The organism is Paenibacillus sp. EC2-1, assembly GCF_049311625.1.
Taxonomy (GTDB): Bacteria; Bacillota; Bacilli; order Paenibacillales; family Paenibacillaceae; genus Paenibacillus_AQ.
Genome location: NZ_CP186006.1, coordinates 564,350 through 588,268, shown reverse-complemented (window position 1 = coordinate 588,268; position 23,919 = coordinate 564,350). Strand labels below are relative to the sequence as shown.

At 48.5% G+C, this 23,919-nt stretch carries 18 protein-coding genes and 2 pseudogenes; 8 read left to right on the top strand and 12 right to left on the bottom strand.

Annotated elements, in window-relative coordinates:
* Nucleotides 1-32 precede the first annotated feature (32 nt).
* The 3 genes from ACK8P5_RS02765 to ACK8P5_RS02755 form a co-directional block, all read right to left on the bottom strand.
* Nucleotides 33-1,100: a dihydrodipicolinate synthase family protein gene (locus ACK8P5_RS02765; protein ID WP_422659476.1), complete on the bottom strand. Its 1,068-nt coding sequence runs from the start codon at nt 1,098-1,100 to the stop codon at nt 33-35.
* Nucleotides 1,101-2,117, bottom strand: a complete 1,017-nt coding sequence (locus ACK8P5_RS02760) for an NAD-dependent epimerase/dehydratase family protein (RefSeq protein ID WP_422659475.1) — start codon at nt 2,115-2,117, stop codon at nt 1,101-1,103.
* A 158-nt stretch (nt 2,118-2,275) separates the two neighbouring features.
* On the bottom strand, nt 2,276-3,607 hold the full coding sequence (locus tag ACK8P5_RS02755) for a hypothetical protein (protein ID WP_422659474.1): 1,332 nt from the start codon (nt 3,605-3,607) through the stop codon (nt 2,276-2,278).
* Nucleotides 3,608-3,790: 183 nt separating this feature from the next.
* On the opposite strand from ACK8P5_RS02755, the gene ACK8P5_RS02750 reads away from it, so the two are divergent.
* Nucleotides 3,791-4,639, top strand: a complete 849-nt coding sequence (locus ACK8P5_RS02750; protein WP_422659473.1) for a YitT family protein — start codon at nt 3,791-3,793, stop codon at nt 4,637-4,639.
* A 58-nt stretch (nt 4,640-4,697) separates the two neighbouring features.
* On the opposite strand, the gene ACK8P5_RS02745 is transcribed toward ACK8P5_RS02750, so the two are convergent.
* Both ACK8P5_RS02745 and ACK8P5_RS02740 read right to left on the bottom strand, forming a co-directional pair.
* Nucleotides 4,698-5,684 (bottom strand): 3-oxoacyl-[acyl-carrier-protein] synthase III C-terminal domain-containing protein, encoded by a 987-nt coding sequence (locus tag ACK8P5_RS02745; protein WP_422659472.1) that lies wholly within the window; start codon nt 5,682-5,684, stop codon nt 4,698-4,700.
* A 24-nt stretch (nt 5,685-5,708) separates the two neighbouring features.
* Nucleotides 5,709-6,056, bottom strand: a complete 348-nt coding sequence (locus tag ACK8P5_RS02740) for a hypothetical protein (RefSeq protein ID WP_422659471.1) — start codon at nt 6,054-6,056, stop codon at nt 5,709-5,711.
* 261 nt (nt 6,057-6,317) lie between these two features.
* Here ACK8P5_RS02740 and ACK8P5_RS02735 point away from each other — a divergent pair, with 261 nt between their 5' ends.
* Complete coding sequence (locus tag ACK8P5_RS02735; RefSeq protein WP_422659470.1) at nt 6,318-7,172, top strand: AraC family ligand binding domain-containing protein; 855 nt, start codon at nt 6,318-6,320, stop codon at nt 7,170-7,172.
* Between the two features lie 79 nt (nt 7,173-7,251).
* On the opposite strand, the gene ACK8P5_RS02730 is transcribed toward ACK8P5_RS02735, so the two are convergent.
* A complete protein-coding gene (locus ACK8P5_RS02730) occupies nt 7,252-7,701 on the bottom strand; it encodes an SRPBCC family protein (RefSeq protein WP_422659469.1) in 450 nt (149 codons plus the stop codon).
* A gap of 131 nt (nt 7,702-7,832) precedes the next feature.
* Between ACK8P5_RS02730 and ACK8P5_RS02725 the strand changes: the two genes are divergently transcribed.
* Together ACK8P5_RS02725 and ACK8P5_RS02720 are read left to right on the top strand one after the other, a co-directional pair.
* Nucleotides 7,833-8,639: an AraC family transcriptional regulator gene (locus ACK8P5_RS02725; protein ID WP_422659468.1), complete on the top strand. Its 807-nt coding sequence runs from the start codon at nt 7,833-7,835 to the stop codon at nt 8,637-8,639.
* Between the two features lie 98 nt (nt 8,640-8,737).
* Complete coding sequence (locus tag ACK8P5_RS02720; protein WP_422659467.1) at nt 8,738-9,676, top strand: cation diffusion facilitator family transporter; 939 nt, start codon at nt 8,738-8,740, stop codon at nt 9,674-9,676.
* A gap of 52 nt (nt 9,677-9,728) precedes the next feature.
* On the opposite strand, the gene ACK8P5_RS02715 is transcribed toward ACK8P5_RS02720, so the two are convergent.
* Nucleotides 9,729-11,330: an ATP-binding protein gene (locus ACK8P5_RS02715; protein ID WP_422659466.1), complete on the bottom strand. Its 1,602-nt coding sequence runs from the start codon at nt 11,328-11,330 to the stop codon at nt 9,729-9,731.
* Nucleotides 11,331-11,558: 228 nt separating this feature from the next.
* Between ACK8P5_RS02715 and ACK8P5_RS02710 the strand changes: the two genes are divergently transcribed.
* Entirely contained in the window at nt 11,559-13,415 is a 1,857-nt protein-coding gene (locus ACK8P5_RS02710) for an exosporium glycoprotein BclB-related protein (RefSeq protein WP_422661347.1), read from the top strand.
* A 32-nt stretch (nt 13,416-13,447) separates the two neighbouring features.
* On the opposite strand, the gene ACK8P5_RS02705 is transcribed toward ACK8P5_RS02710, so the two are convergent.
* Both ACK8P5_RS02705 and ACK8P5_RS02700 read right to left on the bottom strand, forming a co-directional pair.
* Nucleotides 13,448-13,780, bottom strand: coding sequence for a hypothetical protein (locus ACK8P5_RS02705; protein WP_422659465.1), 333 nt, complete (start codon nt 13,778-13,780; stop codon nt 13,448-13,450).
* Nucleotides 13,773-14,096 (bottom strand): hypothetical protein, encoded by a 324-nt coding sequence (locus ACK8P5_RS02700; protein ID WP_422659464.1) that lies wholly within the window; start codon nt 14,094-14,096, stop codon nt 13,773-13,775. Before ACK8P5_RS02700 ends, ACK8P5_RS02705 begins: the two co-directional genes overlap by 8 nt.
* A 200-nt stretch (nt 14,097-14,296) precedes the next feature.
* Between ACK8P5_RS02700 and ACK8P5_RS02695 the strand changes: the two genes are divergently transcribed.
* Complete coding sequence (locus tag ACK8P5_RS02695; RefSeq protein WP_422659463.1) at nt 14,297-14,671, top strand: hypothetical protein; 375 nt, start codon at nt 14,297-14,299, stop codon at nt 14,669-14,671.
* 27 nt (nt 14,672-14,698) lie between these two features.
* Here the strand turns inward: ACK8P5_RS02695 and ACK8P5_RS02690 are convergent, their stop codons facing one another.
* The 3 genes and pseudogenes from ACK8P5_RS02690 to ACK8P5_RS02680 form a co-directional block, all read right to left on the bottom strand.
* Complete coding sequence (locus ACK8P5_RS02690) at nt 14,699-15,952, bottom strand: glycosyltransferase family 2 protein (RefSeq protein WP_422659462.1); 1,254 nt, start codon at nt 15,950-15,952, stop codon at nt 14,699-14,701.
* 18 nt (nt 15,953-15,970) lie between these two features.
* Nucleotides 15,971-17,038 carry a glycosyltransferase gene (locus tag ACK8P5_RS02685; protein ID WP_422661346.1) on the bottom strand — a complete coding sequence of 356 codons (1,068 nt, stop codon included), beginning with the start codon at nt 17,036-17,038 and terminating at the stop codon, nt 15,971-15,973.
* Nucleotides 17,039-17,119: 81 nt separating this feature from the next.
* Nucleotides 17,120-18,172 (bottom strand): annotated as a pseudogene (locus tag ACK8P5_RS02680) (glycosyltransferase); the annotation flags it as partial.
* A 285-nt stretch (nt 18,173-18,457) separates the two neighbouring features.
* Here ACK8P5_RS02680 and ACK8P5_RS02675 point away from each other — a divergent pair.
* Both ACK8P5_RS02675 and ACK8P5_RS02670 read left to right on the top strand, forming a co-directional pair.
* Nucleotides 18,458-20,860, top strand: a pseudogene (locus ACK8P5_RS02675) (collagen-like protein); the annotation flags it as partial.
* A 2,314-nt stretch (nt 20,861-23,174) separates the two neighbouring features.
* Complete coding sequence (locus ACK8P5_RS02670) at nt 23,175-23,918, top strand: hypothetical protein (protein WP_422659459.1); 744 nt, start codon at nt 23,175-23,177, stop codon at nt 23,916-23,918.
* Nucleotide 23,919 lies beyond the last annotated feature (1 nt).

The following is a 23,919-nucleotide window of genomic DNA, read 5'->3' as shown; positions in this document are numbered from 1 at the left end:
CCCCCGTTCATCTTGGTGTTTAGACTGGCCTTCTACTCAGCCAACCAATCATTTAAATGCTCTTTAACAAAATCATCATCATTTAGATGAGGATAATCTCTACACACACGATCAATTTCTTCTGACTGACCCGGTGATAATGTTTCATTCGGGTTCAAACACCATATTCCTTTAAGCAAGCCCTGTCTTCGAAGAACTTCATGAATACCTGGAATACAGCCATGGAATTGGTGTGCCGGATCGAAGAAGGCCGCGTTACTATCGGTGACCTCAACATTTCTTATTAACCATTCTGGAGCAATAGCCCCTCCGCGAACCTGTTTAATTTCTTCTAGCAACTCCACTGCTTTACTTGTCCACACGGCCCAATGACCGAGCAGGCCTCCGATAATAGGCTTCTCAACGATTTGGCCATCTACATGGAAACGATACGTAGTGAGCAGATCAATGATGATATTATCATCATTTCCCGTATACAGGGAAATGTCATCCCGTCTGCTGGAATAGCACACAGCCCGCACCACATCAATCGTTTGGTATCGGTTAAATGGTGCCATTTTGATCGCTACAATATTCGGAATCTCGGCAAATTGACGCCAGAAATCAAAGCTAAAGATTTTCCCACCAACAGAAGGCTGCAGATAGAACCCAATCACAGGCATAATTGATGCAATCTGCTCTGTTCTCTTTAGTATGTCCTCTTCACTTAAATCTGAAAGACCTCCCATGCTCAGCAGTGCAGCATCATACCCCAAATTTCGGGCAATATGCGCTTCATCCACCGCTTGTTCTGTTGGTCCGCAGACGCCTGCCACCATAATGAAAGGTCGCTCCAGTTTCGCACGCTCAACTTCTTCTGCTGCAAGACGAAGAACGGGTTCATAAAGATCAATTCCTTTATCGCGAATTTCGAACTGGGTGGAGTGCACACCAACGGCAATCCCGCCTGCGCCAGATGCAGCATAGTATCTTGTCAGTGCGCGTTGGCGTCTCTCATCGAGCTTGCGGTTAGCATCTAGAGCAAGCGGATGCGCTGGAATAACAAGACCTTCTGCAAGTGCCTGTGCTTTCTCTGAGGACAAACGATTCAATCCGCTCATTTAGAATTTCCCCTTTCTCTCTTGAAAGTGGGTTGGCTTATTCCATGTATCTCCACCCGATTTCACCCATTCTGCTGTCCAATCGATCATCTGCAATAGTGAGACTTTAGGATAACCGAATAACTGGTGTGACTTTGAAGCATTGTTCAGCAGTGCCGTCTCCGATTCTGTCCCTGTAAAATTCACTTCTTTCCCTATCCGTTTAGCCAATTCCTCTGCAGCCCAGCGGATTGACATCGTCTCCGGACCCGTTACATTCATGATTTCCGGTGGGTTAGTACAGTGTTTCAGGCAACGAAGTGCCATCTCGTTCGCGTCCCCCTGCCAGATTATGTTCGCGTGTCCCATCGTAAGATCTATTGGACGACCTTCATGAATAGATTTAGCGAGCTCAAGTAGAACTCCATAACGCATATCAATAGCATAATTCAGACGATAGATCGTCATCGGTGTCTTATACTGATGAGCAAAATATTCAAATACTCGCTCTCTGCCTAGACAAGACTGCGCATATTCACCTAGTGGTTCGGGAGATACCGCTTCATTTACGCCGCCACTACCTATCGATGAAAACGGATACACGTTTCCTGATGAAAAGATAACGATTCTTGAATGTTTATATTTCTCTGCCACACGCCCCGGAAGATATGCATTCATAGCCCATGTGAAATGTTCACGGCCTGTTGTACCAAATTTATTCCCTGCCATGTAGATCACATTCTGTGCATCCGGTAGCTTCTGTAACTCTTCATCATTCAACAAGTCGCATGAAATCGTTACTATTCCGGCTTCATCCAGCTCCCGTCTAGCCTCTGCATTCGTAAACCTAGAAACTCCGATTATTCGTTTATTCAATCCGCCTTCTTTGACAGCATTGGCAGCCAGTCGCGCAAGACTCGGCCCCATCTTTCCACCGACACCTAGAATGAGGATATCTCCTTCAATTGTACTCAAATCAGCAATTAGTTGTTCTGATGGCTCAGCAAGCTTTGCTTCTAATTCCGCAACCGTTCTCATGTCCATTCATCTCCTTCTGATTAGGTTTCCCCTTCATCATAACGAGTGAATGCATATAAGGACAAATCTTTAAATCGTCTTTAAATAGAGAACCCTGAGAGTATGATTTACCGATACTTATCCCCTAAACATTTAAGGACAAGAGCTAAGCTTGATCATCATTTTTTATGTAAAAAAGTGAATCGGAATATTTGTCTCGGTCTACCACGGGGAACTTTCTCAAGTCCTGATATCTCTACCAGATGGTTATCAATCCAGAGCAGCAGCAAGCGATGTGCGCTTCGCACAGTTATGTCGAGCAGGTTGGCCAGCTCATGCACCTTGTATTCATATTTGCCAAAACGGGCACGCTGATGAAGCAGCTTACTAAGGTAAGCACTTGTCATTCCTGCATCTTCTGCATACTTAATCAGGGATGCATCCGTAGAAGATAATACGTCTTGAACAGGGTCTGCCATCTCCAATGGACCGATCAAGTTGCCGTCCTCACGGACAATAAAGCAAGCGTTCCCCCCTGTTTCCTTAGCCTTTCTCATGGCTATTCGCGCACTTGTACCTGCAGCGCTTGCTGTGCGTCCGAATCCCATCCCGATACTGAGGGATATTCCATGCGTCTTATTCACGTCTTTGGCTAGAGGAATTGTCTTATATCCCCCCGTCTCTCGCTCAAAGATCCCACGGGTTGTAAAGAACAAGTACTCATCTCCGCCCATATGAGTGAGATATCCGTCTAGAGATTCCACATAATCGAGCACCATGCGGTGAATGTCCAGCTTCAGCTTCTGCACTTCATGTTCATTGTTTCGTCTCAGCGCTTGTGTGCCAAAATCATCTACGTTAATCATTCCGACAACAATCTGCCCTTCCTTGTTCCGGCGTGAGGTTGTAGATAATAAGGCTCTTTCCAAAGATACAATGATATCTTGCTCAGAGGGAAGCAGCCATACATTCGGTATTCCCTTATTCGTAAGCGCGTTTGCTACCGATACCATACCTGTAAAGGCGATGGAACACTTCCCCGAATGGTAGTTCGTCTCATGAAAGGATGTCAGATTCATGATCGAAGCATAGGCAGGTCCGTCATAAATCATGCTCTTTAAGGTCATAATATCCATATCTTTAAGTGTTCGTCTTACCATTAGTTCGGTCAATGTATCTACAGAAATACCCGTCTTAAGCTGTCCAGATCCCTGCGCAAAGAAGAGCGCTTTATATAATCCAGCATCCGTTACTGGAACATGATGCACAGGCATCCTCAGCTTCGTATTCTCTTTCACTTTACGGTGGGACAGGGGGTCTGAGAGGAGCAGCACTTCAACATCCCCACTAACCTGTTCCGCAAGGATTGGCGCCTCGTCTTCATGCTCAAACGCAAGCGGTACAGGTGCAAAGGAGGGAAAGGTATCAATCACCTTCATCATCTTATCCACGATTACTTTAGGACCAATTATTCCGATGCGAATCTGCTCAACATGATTTCGATCTGTCATAGACAGCACACTCCCGCTGGATTCCGATTTGATTATTGCCGCTAACAAGCAGCACCATCTACTTAAATCATAACTCCAGAACAGTATTTAGCAAGCGCTTCATACTTGATGATTATCTTTATTTCATCACAGTGCCCCTTTTCGCTTAACTGGTGTACAATGTCATGTGGGAGGCGCTACCTTATGACAAAACAACATCTTAAAGATGCCTTATTACTCATTGCAGGATCTCTATTATTCGCCATTGGAATCAACTACTTCTCTATACCCAATCGGTTATCTGAGGGTGGTATTATCGGAATCACCGTCGTTACATACTATTTATTTGAATGGTCTCCGAGTGTGGTCAACTTTATATTGAATGGATTTTTACTCGCCATCGGCTACCGTTATTTCGACAAGAAAACTACGATTTACACCTTAATCTCTATCATATTAACGTCTATATTTCTCCGGTTAACGGAATTTCTTGAGGTTGCCCCTCACGCAGATACACTTCTTGCCGCACTATTTGCAGGTCTGTTCGTCGGTCTTGGACTTGGACTCATATTCCGCACCGGTGGTACATCAGGAGGCTCTGCAATCTTGGCCCGGCTGGCTAATTCCTTCTGGGGGTGGAGCCTTGGTAAAGGCATGCTGATCATTGACGTTGCCGTCATTCTAGGCTCCGTGCTCATCATCGGTCAGGAAAAAGCCATGTACACACTCATTGCCGTGTATGTAGGTGCTAAGATTATCGACTTCATGGTGGAAGGGTTAAACGAACGCGTTGCCGTACTTATCATCTCCAACCAACCTGACCAAGTGCTGCAGAGCATTACGACCACTATGTCTAGAGGACTGACAATTCTTGAAGGGCGCGGTGGTTATACCGGATCCAGCAAAGAGGTGTTATATATCGTCATCAGTAAACAAGAAGTCGTTCAACTAAAGAACATGGTGTCCGATATTGACGAGCAAGCATATGTAACGATCCATAATGTTCATGAACTCATAGGTAAGGGATATAAAGCGAGCAGTACGAGAGTTTAACTCATATAATAAAAAAAGGCAGCCTCAGCAATATCTACTGGGGGCTGCCCTTTATTTATTAATATTTCCAGAGCATGGCCACTAACTGAAATCCACAACCTATGGTCCAGAAACAAACGATGTCACCACGCTGGATGCGTCCACTTTCAATACCTTCATAAAGCGCAATGAACGGGCTGCTCGTCCCGGTATAACCGAAACGATCACCAACATAAACAATTTGGGAGTCATCTAACTCAAGATGCTCTTGGATCTTCACGATATTACCCATAGCGAACTGTGAAAGGCAATAGGCCTTTACGTCATTAGCCGTTAACGAGTTACGACTCAGAAGTTTATCTAGTAATACAAAGGTTGGCGGCATCGCTAGATGTCCGTCAAAAGGAAGCCACTTGATTGATTTACCTTGGGCTTCACCTCGTACCATCTTGGCCAATCCTTGCTCCGGATACATAATCTTATCGGGGAGGATAGAGAGCGTTGAGTACTGGCAATCAATCAACCCTTGATCCTCTTCACTCTGCTCAAGAATAACGGCACATGCAGCGTCACCATAGTTGGCATACGTGATCTCATCCTCGGGGCTGCAGAGCAGCGTGTTGTAATCTGATCCTATCACTAGTGCTCTTTTGCAGTCTGAATTCTGACTCATGTATCGACTAGCTTGATCCACGGCAACCGTCATGCCAGCGCAGTTAGCATTAGAATCCATCACAATCGCATCCGTCTTTCCTTGAATAGCAGCATGTACGAACATCGCATTGGAAGGATACGTTGTTTCCGGAACTTGCGTCGAGAACACGATCATATCCAGATCTTCTCCGGTCAGCCCAGCCTTCTCAAGCACTCTTCGCGCAGCCTCGATCCCCATAGTGAGGCTGTTTTCCTCATCATTGTCGATGACATAACGTTTTTCCCGTCCCATATGCTGCAGGAAACCCGTAATATCCCGACCTTTCTCCTTGTAATGCGCAATATAAAATTCATTATCTACCGAATGTTCCGGATGATAGATATCAATGGATTTCAATCGAATACGCTGCATCTACAGAGCTCCATTCAGTAAGTTTTATTTTACAACGACTTCGCTATTTGTAAGCCCTGCAGTGCGAGCTACGCGTCCCAATTGCATCTTAATGATGGACTGAGCCTGTGTAACGATAAAGATTACTTTATGAAATCCGGTTTCCTTATATCTTGTAAATGACCCCTGCAATTTTTCCACTTCTCCTGGTGTAAGCAAATCCATAGCTCTGCAATCCACTTCAAGCAAATACTGTGTTGCATCGATGGATGAAGTTTTGGCGATATAATCCTTTACAAAATTCTCGTAATCTTGTGCAGTGAACGTACCACTCACCATCATGTCCATGGTCTTGGTTCCCTCATTGATTGTGATGTTAAAAGGCTGACTCATTCTGATTTCCTACCCTTCTCCAAATGTTGATGTATTTCTCTTGTTTATGCACCTGAAAAGCGCTTGGATAAGTCCTATGAAGTACTAAGGCCTATTACATTTTATCGGCTATATGAGGATGAATTTTAACCCTCTCTTATGCAGATTTAGGTAATCAACTACATACTTCGTCACAAAATTTCTAACTCCATACGCTGACCGTTTTATATTAGAATATAGCTAAAGCTTAACAAGCTCTTCATGCAGGAGGTGCGCTTCAAGATGCAAAGCATTCATGTGGATCTCGCTAGCTCAGTACCACAGGGACAGATGGACCTGAGTCTATTATTCTTCGGCAAAGAAATATGTGCTCCTTGCCACTCCTGGGGTCCCGGGCTTCGAGATAGTTACATTATTCATTACATCCACAGTGGCAGAGGGGTCTTTTCTATCAACGAGGAAACTTATCATCTGCAGGCAGGGCAAGGATTTCTTATTCCTCCAGGTAAAGTGGTATACTATCGTGCTGATGAACAAGACCCGTGGATCTACTCTTGGTTCGGATTTCGTGGGCTTCATGCTAAGTCTCTCCTACAGAGATCGCATTTGTCTTCAGAGCATCCGATCTTCCAAATTGATAATAGACAAGAAACGCTGGGCCCTTCCAGCTTTGAAACCTATCACGACGAACTCATGGAAATCAGTAGAGAGCGTATGCGAGATGTGCTTGGTCTAAGCATTCTCTACCGCCTGATGGCAGAGCTCATTCAATACTCTCCTGAATCATCAGCCCAATCTAAGCCTTCGGTCTCCAAGGAGATCTATGTGCATCAAGCGATAGAATTTATCGAGAACAACTATAGCCAGAAAATTAGCGTGATGGATATCGCACATTTCGTCGGTCTCGATAGGACTTATTTATCTGGACTTTTTAAGGCTCAATTCGGCTCATCCCTCCAAAATTTCCTGCTTGAATACCGGATGAATCGTGCTGCTGAACTACTCAAGAATAAAGAGTTATCCATTAGTGATATATCTAGATCTGTTGGCTATAATGATCCATTCCTGTTCTCCAAAATGTTCAAAAAGGTTACTGGCCTATCTCCTCGAAACTCCAGAATAACATTAGAGAGCTAAGCAAGCTTCCTTCCTCTAGACATGACTAAACCACTCCAACTTCGTTCCGTTGGAGTGGTTATATATTAACTATTCTTTTCTACCAACCAAAATCAAGCGTCTTCCCTGTTTCTGCATACGTTTTAATACTACTTAGAATCATCCACCATGCATCAGCTGCTTTTTCATATGAGGGGTGCCCCTCTGTAAAGTGATCATTAACAAGGGTCAGCTTCGTACAATTCCCTACCATATCCAGTATGAATGTCATCCTCGACTCAAGCTCTGCGTGATTCGAATGATAAGCAGGTCCGGGGTGCTCGATAAGACTCAGCTTCTGCTGGGGCTCATAGGCCACCACTGTACCATATACATGAACCGTATCATCACCTTCAGCTCCTGGACCCACATACTCGAACGGCTCACCAACCACAAAGGATGATTTCAGGACTGAGCCGAAAAACGAACTCCGTGTGCCTTCAGGGGAAACCAGCGTATCCCACACTTTCTCCTTATCCGCATTAATATAGAAATCATACTTCAGTTCCACAAGATCGACTCCTTTTTCATAAAAGAATACGTTCACTAGACTCTTTTTACGTTGATAAGATGAGTATATCCTGTTAAATAGAGCGAGTATTGTAAAAACGCGACAATACCACAAGGTTAGGAGAATCGGTTATGGCCACTTATCCACCCAAACCCAGCTTGGGCGTACTGAACCTAAGAGAGAACGGTAGCAGCAAATTCAATCTTACTCGTCACAATCCTTCCGAAACATTCCGCCCGTTTATTAAGCATTACTGGACTATTCATTGGGACTTAACTGGGATGCCTCCACATGATCAGGATGTCGTTCCTAATCCTTGTGTCAATCTCGTTGTAGAGCCTGGTAAAACAGCGATTTATGGTGTTTCCAAAGGCGTTCATTCGCATCATCTGGAGGGTAAAGGCTTTGTATTTGGTATTAAGTTTAAGCCAGGGGGATTTTATCCTTTTTTTAGAAAGCCTATTTCTAGTCTTACAGGTAAATCCATTGGAACTGCAGACGTACTCCATATCGACCCTACATTAATAGAGGAACGTGTCCTATCACAACAAGAACCGGAGCGTATGGTAACGAATATCGAGCAACTACTCTTCCCTAGCCTGCCTACACCTGACAATACGGTGAATCTTATCAATCGGATTATAGATCATATTATCCAGAGCCCTGATCTCACATCCGTTGAACAGATATGTGAGTTTGCCCAGTTAAACAAAAGATCACTTCAACGCATGTTCAGTCAGTATGTTGGTGTACACCCCAAATGGGTCATCAAGCTGTATCGGCTGCAACATGCAGCTGAGAGATTGGATTACAAAACATATGATGATCTTGTGAAATTGTCTGTGGATCTGGGTTACTATGACCAGTCTCATTTCATTAGGGATTTTAAATCCATCGTTGGCAAAACACCGGAGGAGTACATGCGCAACCCCCATTAATCGAACAAAAAATGATGAGTTGACATTCCACCGAATTGTAATACATAATGTATATGAATAATTGATCATATACAAATATAAGTCTGGAGGAAATAAAGATGAGTCATTCACACCGTCATGATCATCACGGACACGACCACGGACATCAGCATACGCATGGATTTGGAGGCAAGAATAATGCCAAAGGACTTATCATCGCCCTTGTTATTACTGCAAGCATTATGGTTTTGGAATTTTTCGGAGGACTGATTACGAACAGCCTGGCACTTCTCTCCGATTCTGGACATATGCTTAGTGATGCTGGAGCGCTTGTTCTCAGTCTGGTAGCGATGTGGTTCGCCACTAGACCCGCTTCACCCAATAAGACTTATGGATTTTACCGGTTTGAGATTTTAGCCGCGCTTTTCAACGGAATTTCGCTCTTTATTATTGCCGGATTTATTTGCTGGGAAGCATACCAGCGGTTCACAGAACCTCCTACTGTTTCCAGCGGCTCTATGATGCTCATTGCATCCATTGGACTTCTTGCTAATCTTCTCAGCGCATGGTCCTTAACTCGGAAGAGTGATATCCATTCCAATATTAATGTCCGTAGTGCATATCTTCATGTTATCGGAGATGCTCTAGGCTCTGTCGGAGCCATTGTAGCTGGACTTCTCATGTGGGCGTTCGGGTGGTATATTGCCGATCCAATCGTCAGCGTCTTTGTTGCCCTGCTCATCTTGAAGGGAGCATGGAATGTGATCAAAACGACCATTCACGTACTCATGGAAGGTACACCAGCTACGATAGATCAGCAGCAAGTGACTCAAACCCTGAAGAATATTGACGGTGTTACAAATGTCCATGATCTGCACATCTGGACCATCACCTCCGGACTCGACTCCCTGAGCTGTCATCTCGTCATTGAGGATCATGTGGATAGTCAGCAAGTACTTCAACAGGCAATAACGTTGATCGAAGAGAAATTTAAGATACAACACACCACCATACAAGTTGAACAATCGCATATTGCCCATGCCGAATTCAAAGTGTGAGACGGCCTTTATATAAAACAAACGCCAGCTTAGGTAAGCTGGCGTTTGTTTTTCAGTTCAGTGGGAGATGTATTTTTACAGTCGTACCTTCCCCTACTGTACTTGAGATAAGCATATGACCCTTATGGGTATTCAGGATTTTCTGAACGATCATCATACCCAGCCCATTGCCCTCCGACTTCGTCGTATGGAATGGCTCACCAATCCGCTGCAGCACTTCTTCTGTCATGCCTGATCCATTATCTACGAAGGATATAACCTGATAACCGCGTTCTTCATACAGTATGATATCAATATTGCCGCCAAAAGGGAGTGCTTCTATCGAGTTCTTCAATATATTCAAAAAAATCTGTTTGATCTGATTCCGATCACATGTAATCACCGGACTTTGGACACACTCTGTCCGAATCACTACGTGATTAAGTGCAGCCTGAATTCCAAATACACTCAATACCTCTCTTAATATGGTGTCACACTGTTCTTGCTTGAAATGAATAGCCTGCGGTTTACCAAGAATCAAAAATTCCCCAACGATCAGGTTCATTCGCTCAATCTCAGACATGATTAATTTATAATGACGCAGATTCGCATCCTGATTGGACAGCTGGAGCATGCCTTTTACCGTAGTTAAAGGATTCCGCACCTCATGTGCAATACTGACCGCAATCTGGCCCGCAAAGACTAATTTCTCTGTATTCCTTAGCACTTCCTCCGTGTTCTTCATCTCGGTAATGTCACGCAGGCTTCCCGCAACTCGGGTCAAGACACCGTAATGATTATATACAGGAAGTACATCAAGGATATAGTAGCGCACATTTCCATTGTCCGTTATCAGTATCTCTTCACCTATGCACTGAGTCTGATGTTCAATGACGTGGCTGAAATAACAACCCACTTCATGAATAGCGAATACGGAAGAACCAAGGTAAGCATCTTTATCCTCTGAGTTAAGACTTAATATATTCATACAGATATCATTGATTTGAACAATCTTGCCTTCTACATCTGTAATCATTACACCGTAATAATTCGTATCCAAGAGCATTTGATTCAAAATGTGAAGCTGGCTATTCTGCTTACGAAGCATTAATTCTCGCTCTACGGAGTCAGCAATCGTACGCAGTATTAACATAAGGTGAGGATGGGCTGTCTCCATGTCTGTCATGATCGATATCGTGCCTGCAACCGTTTTCTCGCCTTGACAATAGAACGGAGCTGAGTAACAAGCCAGTTGCTGAAGAAAATCGTGATAATGATCCGGGCCGATTAATTGGAAGGGGCGCTGACTGCGAAGACATAAATCCATGGAGTTCGTTCCAGCATCATCATTGAATCGTACCCCCGGTTCAATACCAAGCCCTTTCACCTCATTTATAATAGAAGAACTTCCCATGACCTCGAGGATATAACCTTGGTAATCCGTAACTGAAATGATGATTGAAGAATCGGATACAGACGCCAGAAACTTCTCCACGAAGAAGTGAATAACCTCTATGCAGTCCATATATAGCTTCTGTCTTGCCACTAGTTGTTCTTGAGTAAAACGATCAGTGAGTATCGGCACCTGATCTGGTGCCATCCCCCTGTCTCTACATTTTCGTTTGGATTCCCGTATAATCTCTTCATCCGTTAAATCTATGTATGAGCTTTCCACGTGACATACCTCATTTATCATGCTGTATATTTATTAGTCCATATTTTTCTATTCTAACATCCTTATGTCTATAGTTCATTATCATTCTTATGATCTTTTTACTTAGAATTTAGATATGAGAATCCTGTCTCCTCCTGCAATTGTGCTTTTGCCTAGTACATTTAACCGAACCCTTGCTCTTACGATGAATACAATGTTGTTAAATCCCTGATAGAAAGGAGCGGTTCTATGTCTCAAGCAAATCTTCCTAATATTACTCCTACTATTACAGTCACTAGAGAAGACGCTATTAATCTAATCCTATCCTCCATAGCTCTTGAGGAATTAGGATTAAGCCATATACTAAACGCTGAAGGAGAGAAACTGCAATACGTTTTAGGTACACTTCCGGGGTTAACTGGACCCCCAGCAACAATTAGCGACCTACTCGCTATTAACCAAAGTGTTCGTGCCACGCTCGACTCTACAGTCAAAAACCAACTGTTCCTTCAATCCAAATTGGATAGTGCATTAGGTGCTTCTGTTCTATTTGGTCCTACCGGTCCTACAGGGCCAACTGGACCTCCAGGAGGTCCTACTGGTCCGACTGGGGCTACTGGAGCTACTGGAGATCCAGGTGCTACTGGCGCTACTGGCGCTACGGGCGCTACTGGCGATGCTGGGGCTACTGGCGCTACCGGTGCCACTGGAGCTACTGGCGCTACTGGCGACGCTGGGGCTACTGGCGCTTCTGGTGCTACGGGCGCTACAGGTGCTACTGGGGCTACTGGCGACACTGGGGCTACTGGAGCTACAGGTGCTACTGGGGCTACTGGGGCTACTGGGGCTACCGGCGCCACTGGAGCTACTGGAGCTACTGGGGCTACTGGTGATGCTGGGGCTACGGGCGCTACTGGGGCTACCGGAGCTACTGGGGCTACTGGCGCTACTGGGGCTACTGGGGCTACCGGAGCTACTGGAGCTACTGGTGATGCTGGGGCTACTGGAGCTACTGGTGCCACTGGGGCTACTGGAGCTACAGGTGCTACGGGTGCTACAGGTGCTACGGGCGCTACGGGTGACACTGGAGCTACGGGTGCTACTGGGGCTACTGGAGCTACTGGAGCTACTGGGGCTACTGGTGCCACTGGGGCTACTGGAGCTACAGGTGCTACGGGTGCTACAGGTGCTACGGGCGCTACGGGTGACACTGGAGCTACGGGTGCTACTGGGGCTACTGGAGCTACAGGTGCTACTGGGGCTACTGGGGATACAGGTGCTACTGGCGCTACTGGGGCTACGGGTGACACTGGAGCTACCGGTGCTACTGGGGCTACTGGAGCTACAGGTGCTACTGGGGCTACTGGGGATACAGGCGCTACTGGTGCTACCGGCGCTACTGGTGCTACGGGCGCTACTGGGGCTACTGGCGCTACTGGGGCTACTGGCGCTACTGGGGCTACTGGCGCTACTGGGGCTACTGGCGCTACTGGGGCTACTGGCGCTACTGGGGCTACGGGCGCTACTGGGGCTACTGGGGCTACTGGGGCTACTGGGGCTACTGGGGCTACCGGCGAAGATGGAGAAGATGGAGCAGGTGCAATCATTCCGTTCGCGTCTGGACTTCCAGTTGCTTTAACAACATTAGTCGGAGGTTTAGCCGGAACTACAGGGCTCATTGGATTCGGAAACTCTGTTGCTGGCGTCGCTCTTACCGGAGCAACTATTGATTTGACTGGAGCCGCCGGAACCCTCTTAAACTTTGCATTCTCCGTGCCTAGAGCCGGAACGATCACGTCCGTTTCTGCATACTTCAGCATAACTGCTGCTCTCACACTCTTGGGCAACGCAAATATTACTGCACAACTTTATATTTCTACAGCACCTAATAATATTTTCACTCCAATTGCCAGTGCTATCGTACCATTACCAACCCTAACGGGTCTTTTAACCATAGGGCAAAGTATTTTCGGCATCACAACTGGTATTAATGTACCTGTTCCGGCGCAATCACGTCTTCTCATGGTATTCTCTGTAACTACTACAGGAATTGCTTTAGCAACTACAATTGCTGGATATGCAAGTGCAGGTGTCAACATCACGTAACAAACTACAAAAAAACAAGCAGCGACTGTTTATCAGCGCTGCTTGTTTTTTCTTATTGTAACAATTGAATTAGGGTTAAATATCTTCACTTTATTAGATATAGCCTCCACTTTATAAGAGACCCGCTTCACCTTCATTCGGCGCTCCCTCAAGTCAGCCGCCAGCAGATAAGCATTGTAGCGCTGTGCAGCCAATTCCTTCGTACTATCTAATAATAAGGCAGCCTGATGCTGAGTTCGAATAGACAGACGCTGCGTGGATCGAATCAATTGGTGCATACTCATAATCGCTAAAGTCGCGGATTGTATCACTTTCATTTCCTCTTCAATCATATTCCCGGCATACTTTGTATTGGATTTATCCATCTTGATCCACATCCCGTGTGGTTAATCGCCTACTCAATTCCATCATTCGAATAAGAAGTTTCTGTTTCTCATTTAGCGCCTCAAGCACTCTCCCTACCGCATTCTGAAAATCGGTAATCTGCTGATTGGTTGGTGATGTTGGAAACAAATTACCCTTTCCGGTAAAAGCTTCAATTTTGTTAGCCTCCGCTTGAATGAATCGAGCGATTGCGGCTTCTTCCAAAGCTACGGCTTTAACCAATTCCCTGAATGCATCGATGCTGGCATACTTTTGTATCTCATCGAGCAGATTTTCAGGAATGGATTCAAATTTCATTTCAATCACCTCTGCTCATTTATTGATGACGAGCTTACGGATATAAGATCAAGCTATTTCCAAGTTAAACATATGCACAAATCAGAAGGATCATGCTGGTATATTTTTTGACTTGGATATATTTGTAATCATGAGACAATCTCTCCTAGACATACAGTTAAAAAGTAAACAAAGTTTAATAACATTTAGGAGGTCTATACATGTCTCAACCATCCATTCCAAATATAACCCCCATAATTTCGCTTACCAAAAAGGAGACCCTTTCTCTCCTGCTCAGTTCCCTTGCTATGAGTGAACTCGCCATTTCCCATATCCTTAATGCAGAAGCTGAGAAAATTCAATCTTTTGTTCACTTTGCTAATCATAATCACTGTGTAAAAACCAAAGATTATATCCGGTTTAATCATGCCGTCTCCCATCTAATTGAAGATGTGAACATGGAGCAGTACTTGAGCCTTAGTAAGTTAGATCGAATTATTTCACTAATTGAAGATTGCGGACATCATTGTGAACCTGATTGTGATCATTCCTCCTGCGAAGATCCAGAATGCTGCGATGAATGTGAGCATGAGTAATCCATAGTACCGTATGATTACAACAGTCTATAACGCCAGGGGACGTTGTGACCTAACTGTAATATCCCCTTTTCTAACTACAGCAGAAGGTCGCATCACAAATTCTTGAGTTGCTGCATTCCAATCGAATTCGGTCTCACGGCGCACAATCCGTACCCGTCTAACAATGGACAACCCACCACCCTGTTCAAACAGAACTGACACGCCATCAACGGTGTCATCCAGTTGTATTTTTAGACCATGTATTCTTCTTACATCAAGATCCGTAACTATCTCCTCTGGACTGATCCAGAGTAGGTAGTGCTGCGTGGCTGTACTACAAATATGTGGCCATAACAATTCTTCTTCGCTCTTCATTTGTATTAACTTGATCGGTTTACTGGAATCCAAAGGCGTTGCTTCGTCCTCCCCAACTCCACTGTAGTCAATCACAATCCATTCATCCGCAATAAGTCCTACGCTATGTATCATGTTCTGAAAATGCGATGCCACCGTACGGTCTCTAAGAGGAACAACAATTGTTAATGTTGCTGCCTCTTTGTAAAGGAGTTCATGAATCTCACTCCCCCATTTCTGACTAGCTTTTTCCCTATTTAGGACAAGCAATTCACTTAAACTGGATTCTTGTAAGGTTGCCATCGTCATATGACCAAAATGGTGAATAAATGAATCATATACAATTCGGATTCGGTAACCACTGTAAATAACGCGCAAACATAGATCATCATCCTCATAGTTACCTAATCCATACTGTTCATCAAAACCCCCAACTTCCTCAAGCACTTCACGCTTAACAAGCATACAAAAGCCTACGACCCGCCTCGTATCCATAGAGACACCAGCAAACTGTGCGCCATGCCTAGCGGAGAAGTCATTGATTTCATCCAGACTTTTATAATGGACATCGATTTGCTGATGTCCACTCACATGATTACTTACCGGTCCTACCATACCGATGTGGTCATGGCTATAAAGGGATCGAAGCATACGAGACAACCATCCTGGCGTTACGATTGTATCGTTGTTCAAGAACAGAATGGTGTCACCAGTCGCTGCCGCTAATCCCTGGTTACAGCCTTTTGCAAATCCTAAATTATGTTCATTCCGAATCAAAGTTATATCAGGCTGGCCAAGTAAATAAGATACGGTACCATCCGACGACCCATTATCTACTACGATGATTTCATAAGGTTCATCCGTGTTGTGCCTAATGCTATCGAGACAAAGACGAGTTAACATCATTAAATTATGGGTCAATATGATAATACTTGTTCTATTCACTTGGCCTAAGCCTCCTCTTTAATCAGCTGACTCTTCGGGCACTAATTGATGCGTATCACGAAAATAATTGCGGTTGTACAGCATGCTTTGATGCGTTGGATTAAACCTTAGCGCCTGCTCATTATGCTCGAAAGCTTTTCTGTAATCGCCAAGTCGGTCATAACATAAACACAATTGAAGATGAGGGTACCATGTTGCAGCATTCCGGTTCGTTATGCCCATCGTACTCGGTGGAGTAATTTCAGTGGCTTGTTGATACCAGAAGATCGCAATCGAATACCTCTTCTCCCCAAAAAAATATTCCCCGATTGCACAAGAAACCTCAGGACGAGGGATTTCATAACTTAAGGCTCTGGTCAACGCCTCAAACCTCTTTCGTTCATTACCAATCTTCGAATAACATCCGGCTAATTTGAGGCAAGCCTGAATATTATCTTCAATCCAGCCTTCCCCGGTATCCAGCATCTTCTCGTAATATGAGGCTGCTTCTTCATGAAAGCCATGATCTCTTAATTCATTAGCGAAGTAATACAGATCTCTTGTCGAGAACTTCTCTCCTGCCTTTTGTCGCTTACGATAAATTTGAAGATTACGATCTGTGTATACTTTTTCTTTATGGTGGGTGATACACACATCACTATCTAAAAAAGTTCCGCCTACAGCCAAATACTCATGTACAGCCCCTATCCATTGAAAGTTACATTCCCTTCGTACGAGGCGGTTTCGTCGTAAGCTAGTTGTGACTCTTCCTTCCGCATCAAACCCGAGATTGTAAGTCATGGTTACCCGATCTACTATAGGCATCGTCTGTTTCAGGTGTTTAAACCGTTCGATATCCTGTTCTGTCAGTACATCATCTGCATCGAGCCAGAGTACATACTGCTTCGTTGCTTTAGAGAACGAATAGTTTCGAGCAGCCGAGAAATCATCGATCCACTTAAAATCAAACACCCTATCGGTATATTGACGTGCTACTTCTTTCGTCTTATCTGTTGAACCGGTATCTACAATATTAATCTCATCTACGATATCCTTCACCGATTCCAGTAGTCTTCCAAGCGTATCCTCTTCTTGTCGGACAATCATGCATAAACTGATCGTAATTCTACTCTCTTCCACTTTCGTATGTTTCTCACGTATTTTATCTTGAACTTTCGTATACGCCTGTTGGGCTTCAGGATGATCAGGAGATAGCGACAATACCTTACGGTAAGCATCTGTTGCTTGCTCAAGCTGTCCTTCCTTCTCGTAACATTGACCAAGATAAAACCACGCCTGAAACGAACCTACTCCCCTCAGCGTGAGATAATCAAGGTTATCTTCCCCTAATTCTAGACAGTGTTGAAAGACAGGTATCGCCTCTTGGACCATCTCTTTTTGCAGAAGTATCACACCTTTATAGAAATGAAGATCGACATAATCAGGATACATGGAGATTGCCTTATCTATGGCTGGCCATGCTCCATCATAGCTCCCTGTTGCAAGTAAAGAAGAATATTTCATTTTATATAACATCGATGGTGGGGCTAAGTTATTACGCAAGAACTGAATGATAGATTGATTAATATACTCAAACGTTTCTGTGTATTGACCAACCCGATAATACTCGCTCGCTAAATGGTAAAAGACCCAGGGGTCTGGATCCGGCTCTTCCACCGCTTTCAGTAACATCGTTAGATTACGTTCATACTTCGACTTGCCCTGAGTCACCTGATCCATATATCCGTAATGGTACACTTTAACATCGAGCTGCATGACTTCATCGGTACTTCCGGGTATCTCGTCTACATTTAATCGTTCGTGAATAGCTCCATTGAATTTCAATCCTAGACCATTACGAAACAGACGATGGTGAGCAATCCGGTATACTCTGGATAGATCGGGTGGAGATTCGCCATAAAAGTTAATCAATTCAATAAAAGCGAGGCTGCTGTTCTCATGTTCTAGCACTTGCCTTAATTTATGCGCGTCCCCAGCATCTACTTCTTCATCAGCATCGAGCCAAAGGATCCAGTCCCCAGAAGCCTTTTCGAGTCCAAAATTCCTTGCTTCCGAAAAATCTCCAGTCCAAGGAAAACAATAAACGCCCGCTCCTAATGAGCGAGCAATGTCCGGAGTCCGATCCGTTGATCCGGTATCTACCACAATCATTTCATCAACAATGTCCTTTACACTTGTAAGACAACGACCAATCCAAGGCTCCTCATCTTTGACAATCATGCATAATGATAATTTTTTTCCCTGCACTGTCGTCCTCCTTTTCCAAATGATATAACCTTAAGCCACCTCATAAAGACATGGCTTAGTTCAGATATATCCCGCCCCCTATACTTATTCAAAGATGTCTCAGATTATCACTTCCTAATCCAGCAGCAGTTCGCTGCTTTTCCTGCTTAATGATGTGAATCTTATGAATGCGGATTTTTATTTTTATAGATAGACAACATTACGATTAGATTGATTCTGGCATAAGATATTCCATGTCTGTGTAAAGGAGCTGGAGATATGTCCGAATCTAATATTCCGAATCTTTCTCCGAATATCTTACTTACCCGTGAAGACGCTATTAATCTCCTTCTACTCTCCATTGCACTTGAGGAACTGGGACTTAGCCACATTATTAACTCAGAAGGAGAAAAACTTCAGTACGCACTTGGTACACTTCCAGGTGCCCCACCTCCTTCGGCAAGCATCTCAGACTTGCTGGCCATCAACGAGAGTATTCGAAACACTGTTGACAGCGTCCGAAATGTAGAAGACCTTCTCGTAAACAAACTTGAGAGCGTGCTCTCTATTCCTATATCTGTTGGCCCTACAGGCCCTACGGGTCCAACAGGACCTGCAGGTGGTGATACGGGTGCTACTGGCGACACGGGTGCTACTGGCGACACTGGTGCCACGGGTGCTACTGGCGACACCGGAGATACAGGTGCCACTGGGGACACTGGTGTTACTGGAAACACGGGGGCTACCGGAGCGACTGGAGACACTGGCGATACCGGAGCGACTGGAGACACCGGAGATACAGGTGCCACTGGGGACACGGGTGCCACGGGTGATACCGGCGCTACTGGCGCTACCGGTGCCACGGGAGTTACTGGAGTTACTGGAGCTACGGGCGCTACGGGTGATACCGGAGCGACCGGAGACACTGGCGCTACAGGAGCTACGGGCGACACCGGCGCTACTGGAGCTACCGGAGCTGCTGGTGCCATTGGGGCCACTGGAGCCACTGGGGCCACCGGCGATACTGGTGCCACGGGAGCTACTGGAGCGACTGGAGATATCGGCACCACTGGGGACACGGGTGCCACGGGTGCCACCGGAGCTACTGGCGCTACTGGAGACACCGGCGCTACAGGTGATACCGGTGCTACTGGAGCTACTGGAGCGACTGGAGTCACCGGAGATACTGGAGTCACCGGCGCTACTGGAGACACCGGAGCTACAGGCGCTACCGGTGCCACTGGGCCAACCGGAGCGATCGGAGACACTGGAGCTACTGGTGCTACGGGCGACACGGGTGCTACAGGCGCCACCGGAGATACTGGCGATACGGGTGCCACGGGCGACACCGGCGCTACTGGCGTCACTGGAGATACTGGTGCTACCGGAGCGACTGGCGTTACTGGCGCTACTGGAGATACTGGAGATACTGGAGATACGGGCGCTACGGGCGATACCGGCGCCACAGGAGATACTGGTGCTACTGGGCCAACCGGAGCGATCGGAGACACTGGGGCTACTGGAGCTACTGGGGCCACGGGCGATACCGGAGCCACGGGTGCCACGGGAGACACTGGAGACACTGGCGATACCGGCGCTACTGGAGCTACGGGAGCTACCGGTGCCACTGGCGATACCGGAGCCACGGGCGCTACTGGAGATACTGGAGACACGGGGGCTACGGGTGCTACCGGAGATACTGGTGATACTGGCGCTACAGGAGCTACCGGAGACACGGGTGCTACCGGAGACACTGGCGCTACGGGTGCCACGGGCGATACCGGCGCTACTGGTGCTACTGGTACTACTGGCACTACAGGAGATACTGGAGCTACAGGTGCCACTGGCGATACCGGCGCCACGGGCGACACCGGCGCAACTGGGGCCACGGGTGACACGGGCGCTACTGGCGATACCGGCGCTACAGGAGATACTGGCGCTACGGGCGATACCGGTGCCACGGGAGTTACTGGAGCTACCGGAGTTACTGGAGTTACTGGAGTCACCGGAGACACTGGCGCTACGGGTGATACCGGAGATACTGGAGCTACAGGCGCTACCGGAGCTACTGGAGTCACCGGAGCTACTGGAGACACCGGCGCTACTGGTGACACTGGTGCTACGGGTGACACTGGTGCTACTGGAGTTACCGGCAACACAGGTGCCACTGGCGCTACGGGTGCCACTGGAGACACTGGCGATACCGGAGATACTGGTGCTACCGGTGCTACTGGAGTCACCGGAAATACTGGCGCTACTGGAGCGACTGGAGACATCGGCGCTACTGGAGCGACTGGAGCCACGGGTGCTACTGGCGCTTCTGGCACTACAGGCGCTACAGGCGCTACTGGTGCCACGGGTGCTACTGGCGCTACTGGCGCTACTGGCGCTACTGGCACTACAGGCACTACAGGAGATACTGGCGCTACTGGAGTTACCGGCAACACAGGTGCCACGGGCGACACCGGTGCCACGGGTGATACTGGCACCACGGGTGACACCGGAGCTACAGGAGACACGGGCGCTACGGGTGCCACTGGCGATACCGGCGCCACTGGCGACACCGGCGCAACTGGGGCCACGGGGGCCACTGGAGCTACTGGAGCTACTGGAGATACTGGTGACACTGGAGCTACTGGAGCTACTGGATCTACTGGAGATACTGGTGACACTGGTGCTACTGGGGCCACTGGTGATACCGGAGATACTGGTGCTACAGGAGCTACCGGAGATACTGGCGCTACGGGTACCACTGGCGATACCGGAGATACTGGTGCCACGGGTGCTACGGGTGCTACGGGCGATACCGGCGCTACCGGTGCTACTGGTGCCACGGGTGCTACAGGTGCCACTGGCGATACCGGTGCTACCGGTGCTACTGGAGCTACCGGAGCCACTGGGCCAACCGGAGATACTGGTGCCACTGGAGACACTGGAGACACAGGTGCTACTGGCGTCACTGGAGATACCGGATCCACCGGAGACACTGGTGCTACTGGAGATACAGGTGCTACTGGAGCTACCGGCGCTACGGGTGCTACTGGCGTCACTGGTGCCACGGGCGACACCGGCGCTTCTGGTGCCACGGGTGATACCGGAGCTACGGGCTCTACTGGCGCTACCGGTGCCACTGGGCCAACCGGAGCGACCGGAGCTACTGGTGATACTGGTGATACTGGTGACACCGGAGCTACCGGCGCCACTGGAGTCACCGGCGCTACGGGTGCTACTGGAGCCACTGGTGCCACTGGAGACACCGGCGCTACAGGAGATACTGGTGCTACCGGAGACACTGGCGCTACTGGTGCCACGGGAGTTACTGGAGTTACTGGAGCTACGGGCGACACCGGTGCTACCGGTGCTACTGGCGTCACTGGTGCTAAGGGCGCTACTGGCGATACCGGCGCCACAGGAGATACTGGTGCTACCGGAGTCACCGGAGCTACTGGAGACACCGGCGCTACTGGTGTCACCGGAGCGACTGGCGTTACTGGGGCCACGGGCAACACCGGTGCTACCGGCGCCACTGGAGACACTGGAGACACTGGAGACACCGGCGCTACTGGCGTCACTGGTGCTACGGGTGCTACCGGTACCACTGGCGATACAGGCGCCACGGGTGCTACCGGAGATACCGGAGCTACTGGTGCCACTGGCGATACTGGAGCCACGGGTGCTACGGGTGCTACTGGTGCCACTGGCGATACCGGTGCTACCGGAGCTACGGGCGATACCGGTGCCACTGGGCCAACCGGAGATACTGGTGCTAAGGGCGCTACTGGTGCTACGGGCGCTACTGGCGACACCGGCGCAACTGGGGCCACGGGTGACACTGGTGTCACTGGAGATACTGGCGCGACAGGAAACACTGGGGCTACTGGGGCTACTGGGGATACCGGAGCTACAGGAGATACTGGTGTCACGGGCGCTACGGGAAACACCGGAGCTACTGGGGCTACTGGTGCCACTGGGCCAACCGGAGCGACCGGAGACACTGGCGCTACAGGCGCTACTGGTACCACTGGTGCCACGGGCGACACGGGCGATACTGGAGATACTGGAGCTACCGGTGCCACGGGAGTTACTGGAGTTACTGGAGCTACTGGAGACACCGGCGCCACCGGTGCTACCGGTGCTACTGGATCTACCGGAGCCACTGGGCCAACCGGAGCTACTGGGCCAACCGGAGCTACTGGTGCCACTGGAGACACTGGAGACACAGGTGCTACTGGCGTCACTGGAGATACCGGATCCACCGGAGACACTGGTGCTACTGGAGCTACCGGCGCTACGGGTGCTACTGGCGTCACCGGTGCCACGGGCGACACCGGCGCTTCTGGTGCCACGGGTGATACCGGTGCCACTGGGCCAACCGGAGCGACCGGAGCTACTGGTGATACTGGTGACACCGGAGATACTGGTGCCACTGGAATCACCGGAGCTACTGGTGATACTGGTGACACCGGAGATACTGGTGCCACTGGAATCACCGGAGCTACTGGTGATACTGGAGCCACGGGTGCCACGGGTGCCACTGGAGACAATGGAGACACTGGCGCTACTGGAGCTACTGGCGCTACTGGAGATACTGGAGCTACAGGCGCTACAGGAGATACTGGTGCTACTGGTGCTACCGGAGACACTGGCGCTACCGGTGCCACTGGCGCTACCGGTGCCACGGGAGTTACTGGAGTTACTGGAGTTACTGGAGTCACCGGCGCTACTGGTGCTACTGGCGTCACTGGTGCTACGGGCGCTACTGGCGATACCGGTGCCACAGGAGATACTGGTGCTACCGGAGTCACCGGAGCTACTGGAGTTACCGGCAACACAGGTGCCACTGGCGCTACTGGGGCCACGGGCGACACCGGGGCTACCGGAGCTACCGGCGCTACGGGTGCTACTGGTGATACCGGAGCTACTGGAGTCACCGGAGACACTGGGGCCACTGGCGATACCGGCGACACGGGAGTTACTGGAGCTACTGGAGTGACTGGTGCTATCGGAGATACGGGCGACACGGGCGCTACTGGCGCTACGGGAGCTACCGGAGCGACTGGAGACACTGGCGATACTGGAGCTACTGGTGCTACAGGCGCTACTGGAGTCACCGGAGATACTGGTGCTACTGGAGCGACCGGAGACACTGGAGATACAGGCGCTACTGGTGCCACGGGTGACACTGGATCCACCGGAGCTACTGGTGCTACTGGCGCTACGGGCGCTACTGGCGACACCGGCGCAACTGGGGCCACGGGTGACACGGGCGTCACTGGAGACACAGGCGCTACTGGAGATACTGGAGCTACAGGCGCTACCGGTGCTACCGGCGCCACCGGAGATACTGGCGACACTGGAGCCACTGGTGATACCGGAGCTACTGGAGTCACCGGCGCTACTGGTGCTACTGGAGTTACCGGCAACACAGGTGCCACTGGCGCTACCGGTGCTACTGGTGCCACTGGTGACACTGGATCCACCGGAGCTACTGGTGCCACTGGTGCTACGGGTGCCACTGGTGCCACTGGAGACACCGGCGATACCGGAGCTACTGGCGCTACTGGCGCTACTGGTGACACGGGCGCTACTGGTGCCACGGGCGACACCGGGGCTACCGGAGCTACCGGCGCTACTGGTGATACCGGAGCTACTGGTGATACCGGAGCTACTGGAGTCACCGGAGACACTGGGGCCACTGGCGATACCGGCGACACGGGAGTTACTGGAGCTACTGGAGTGAC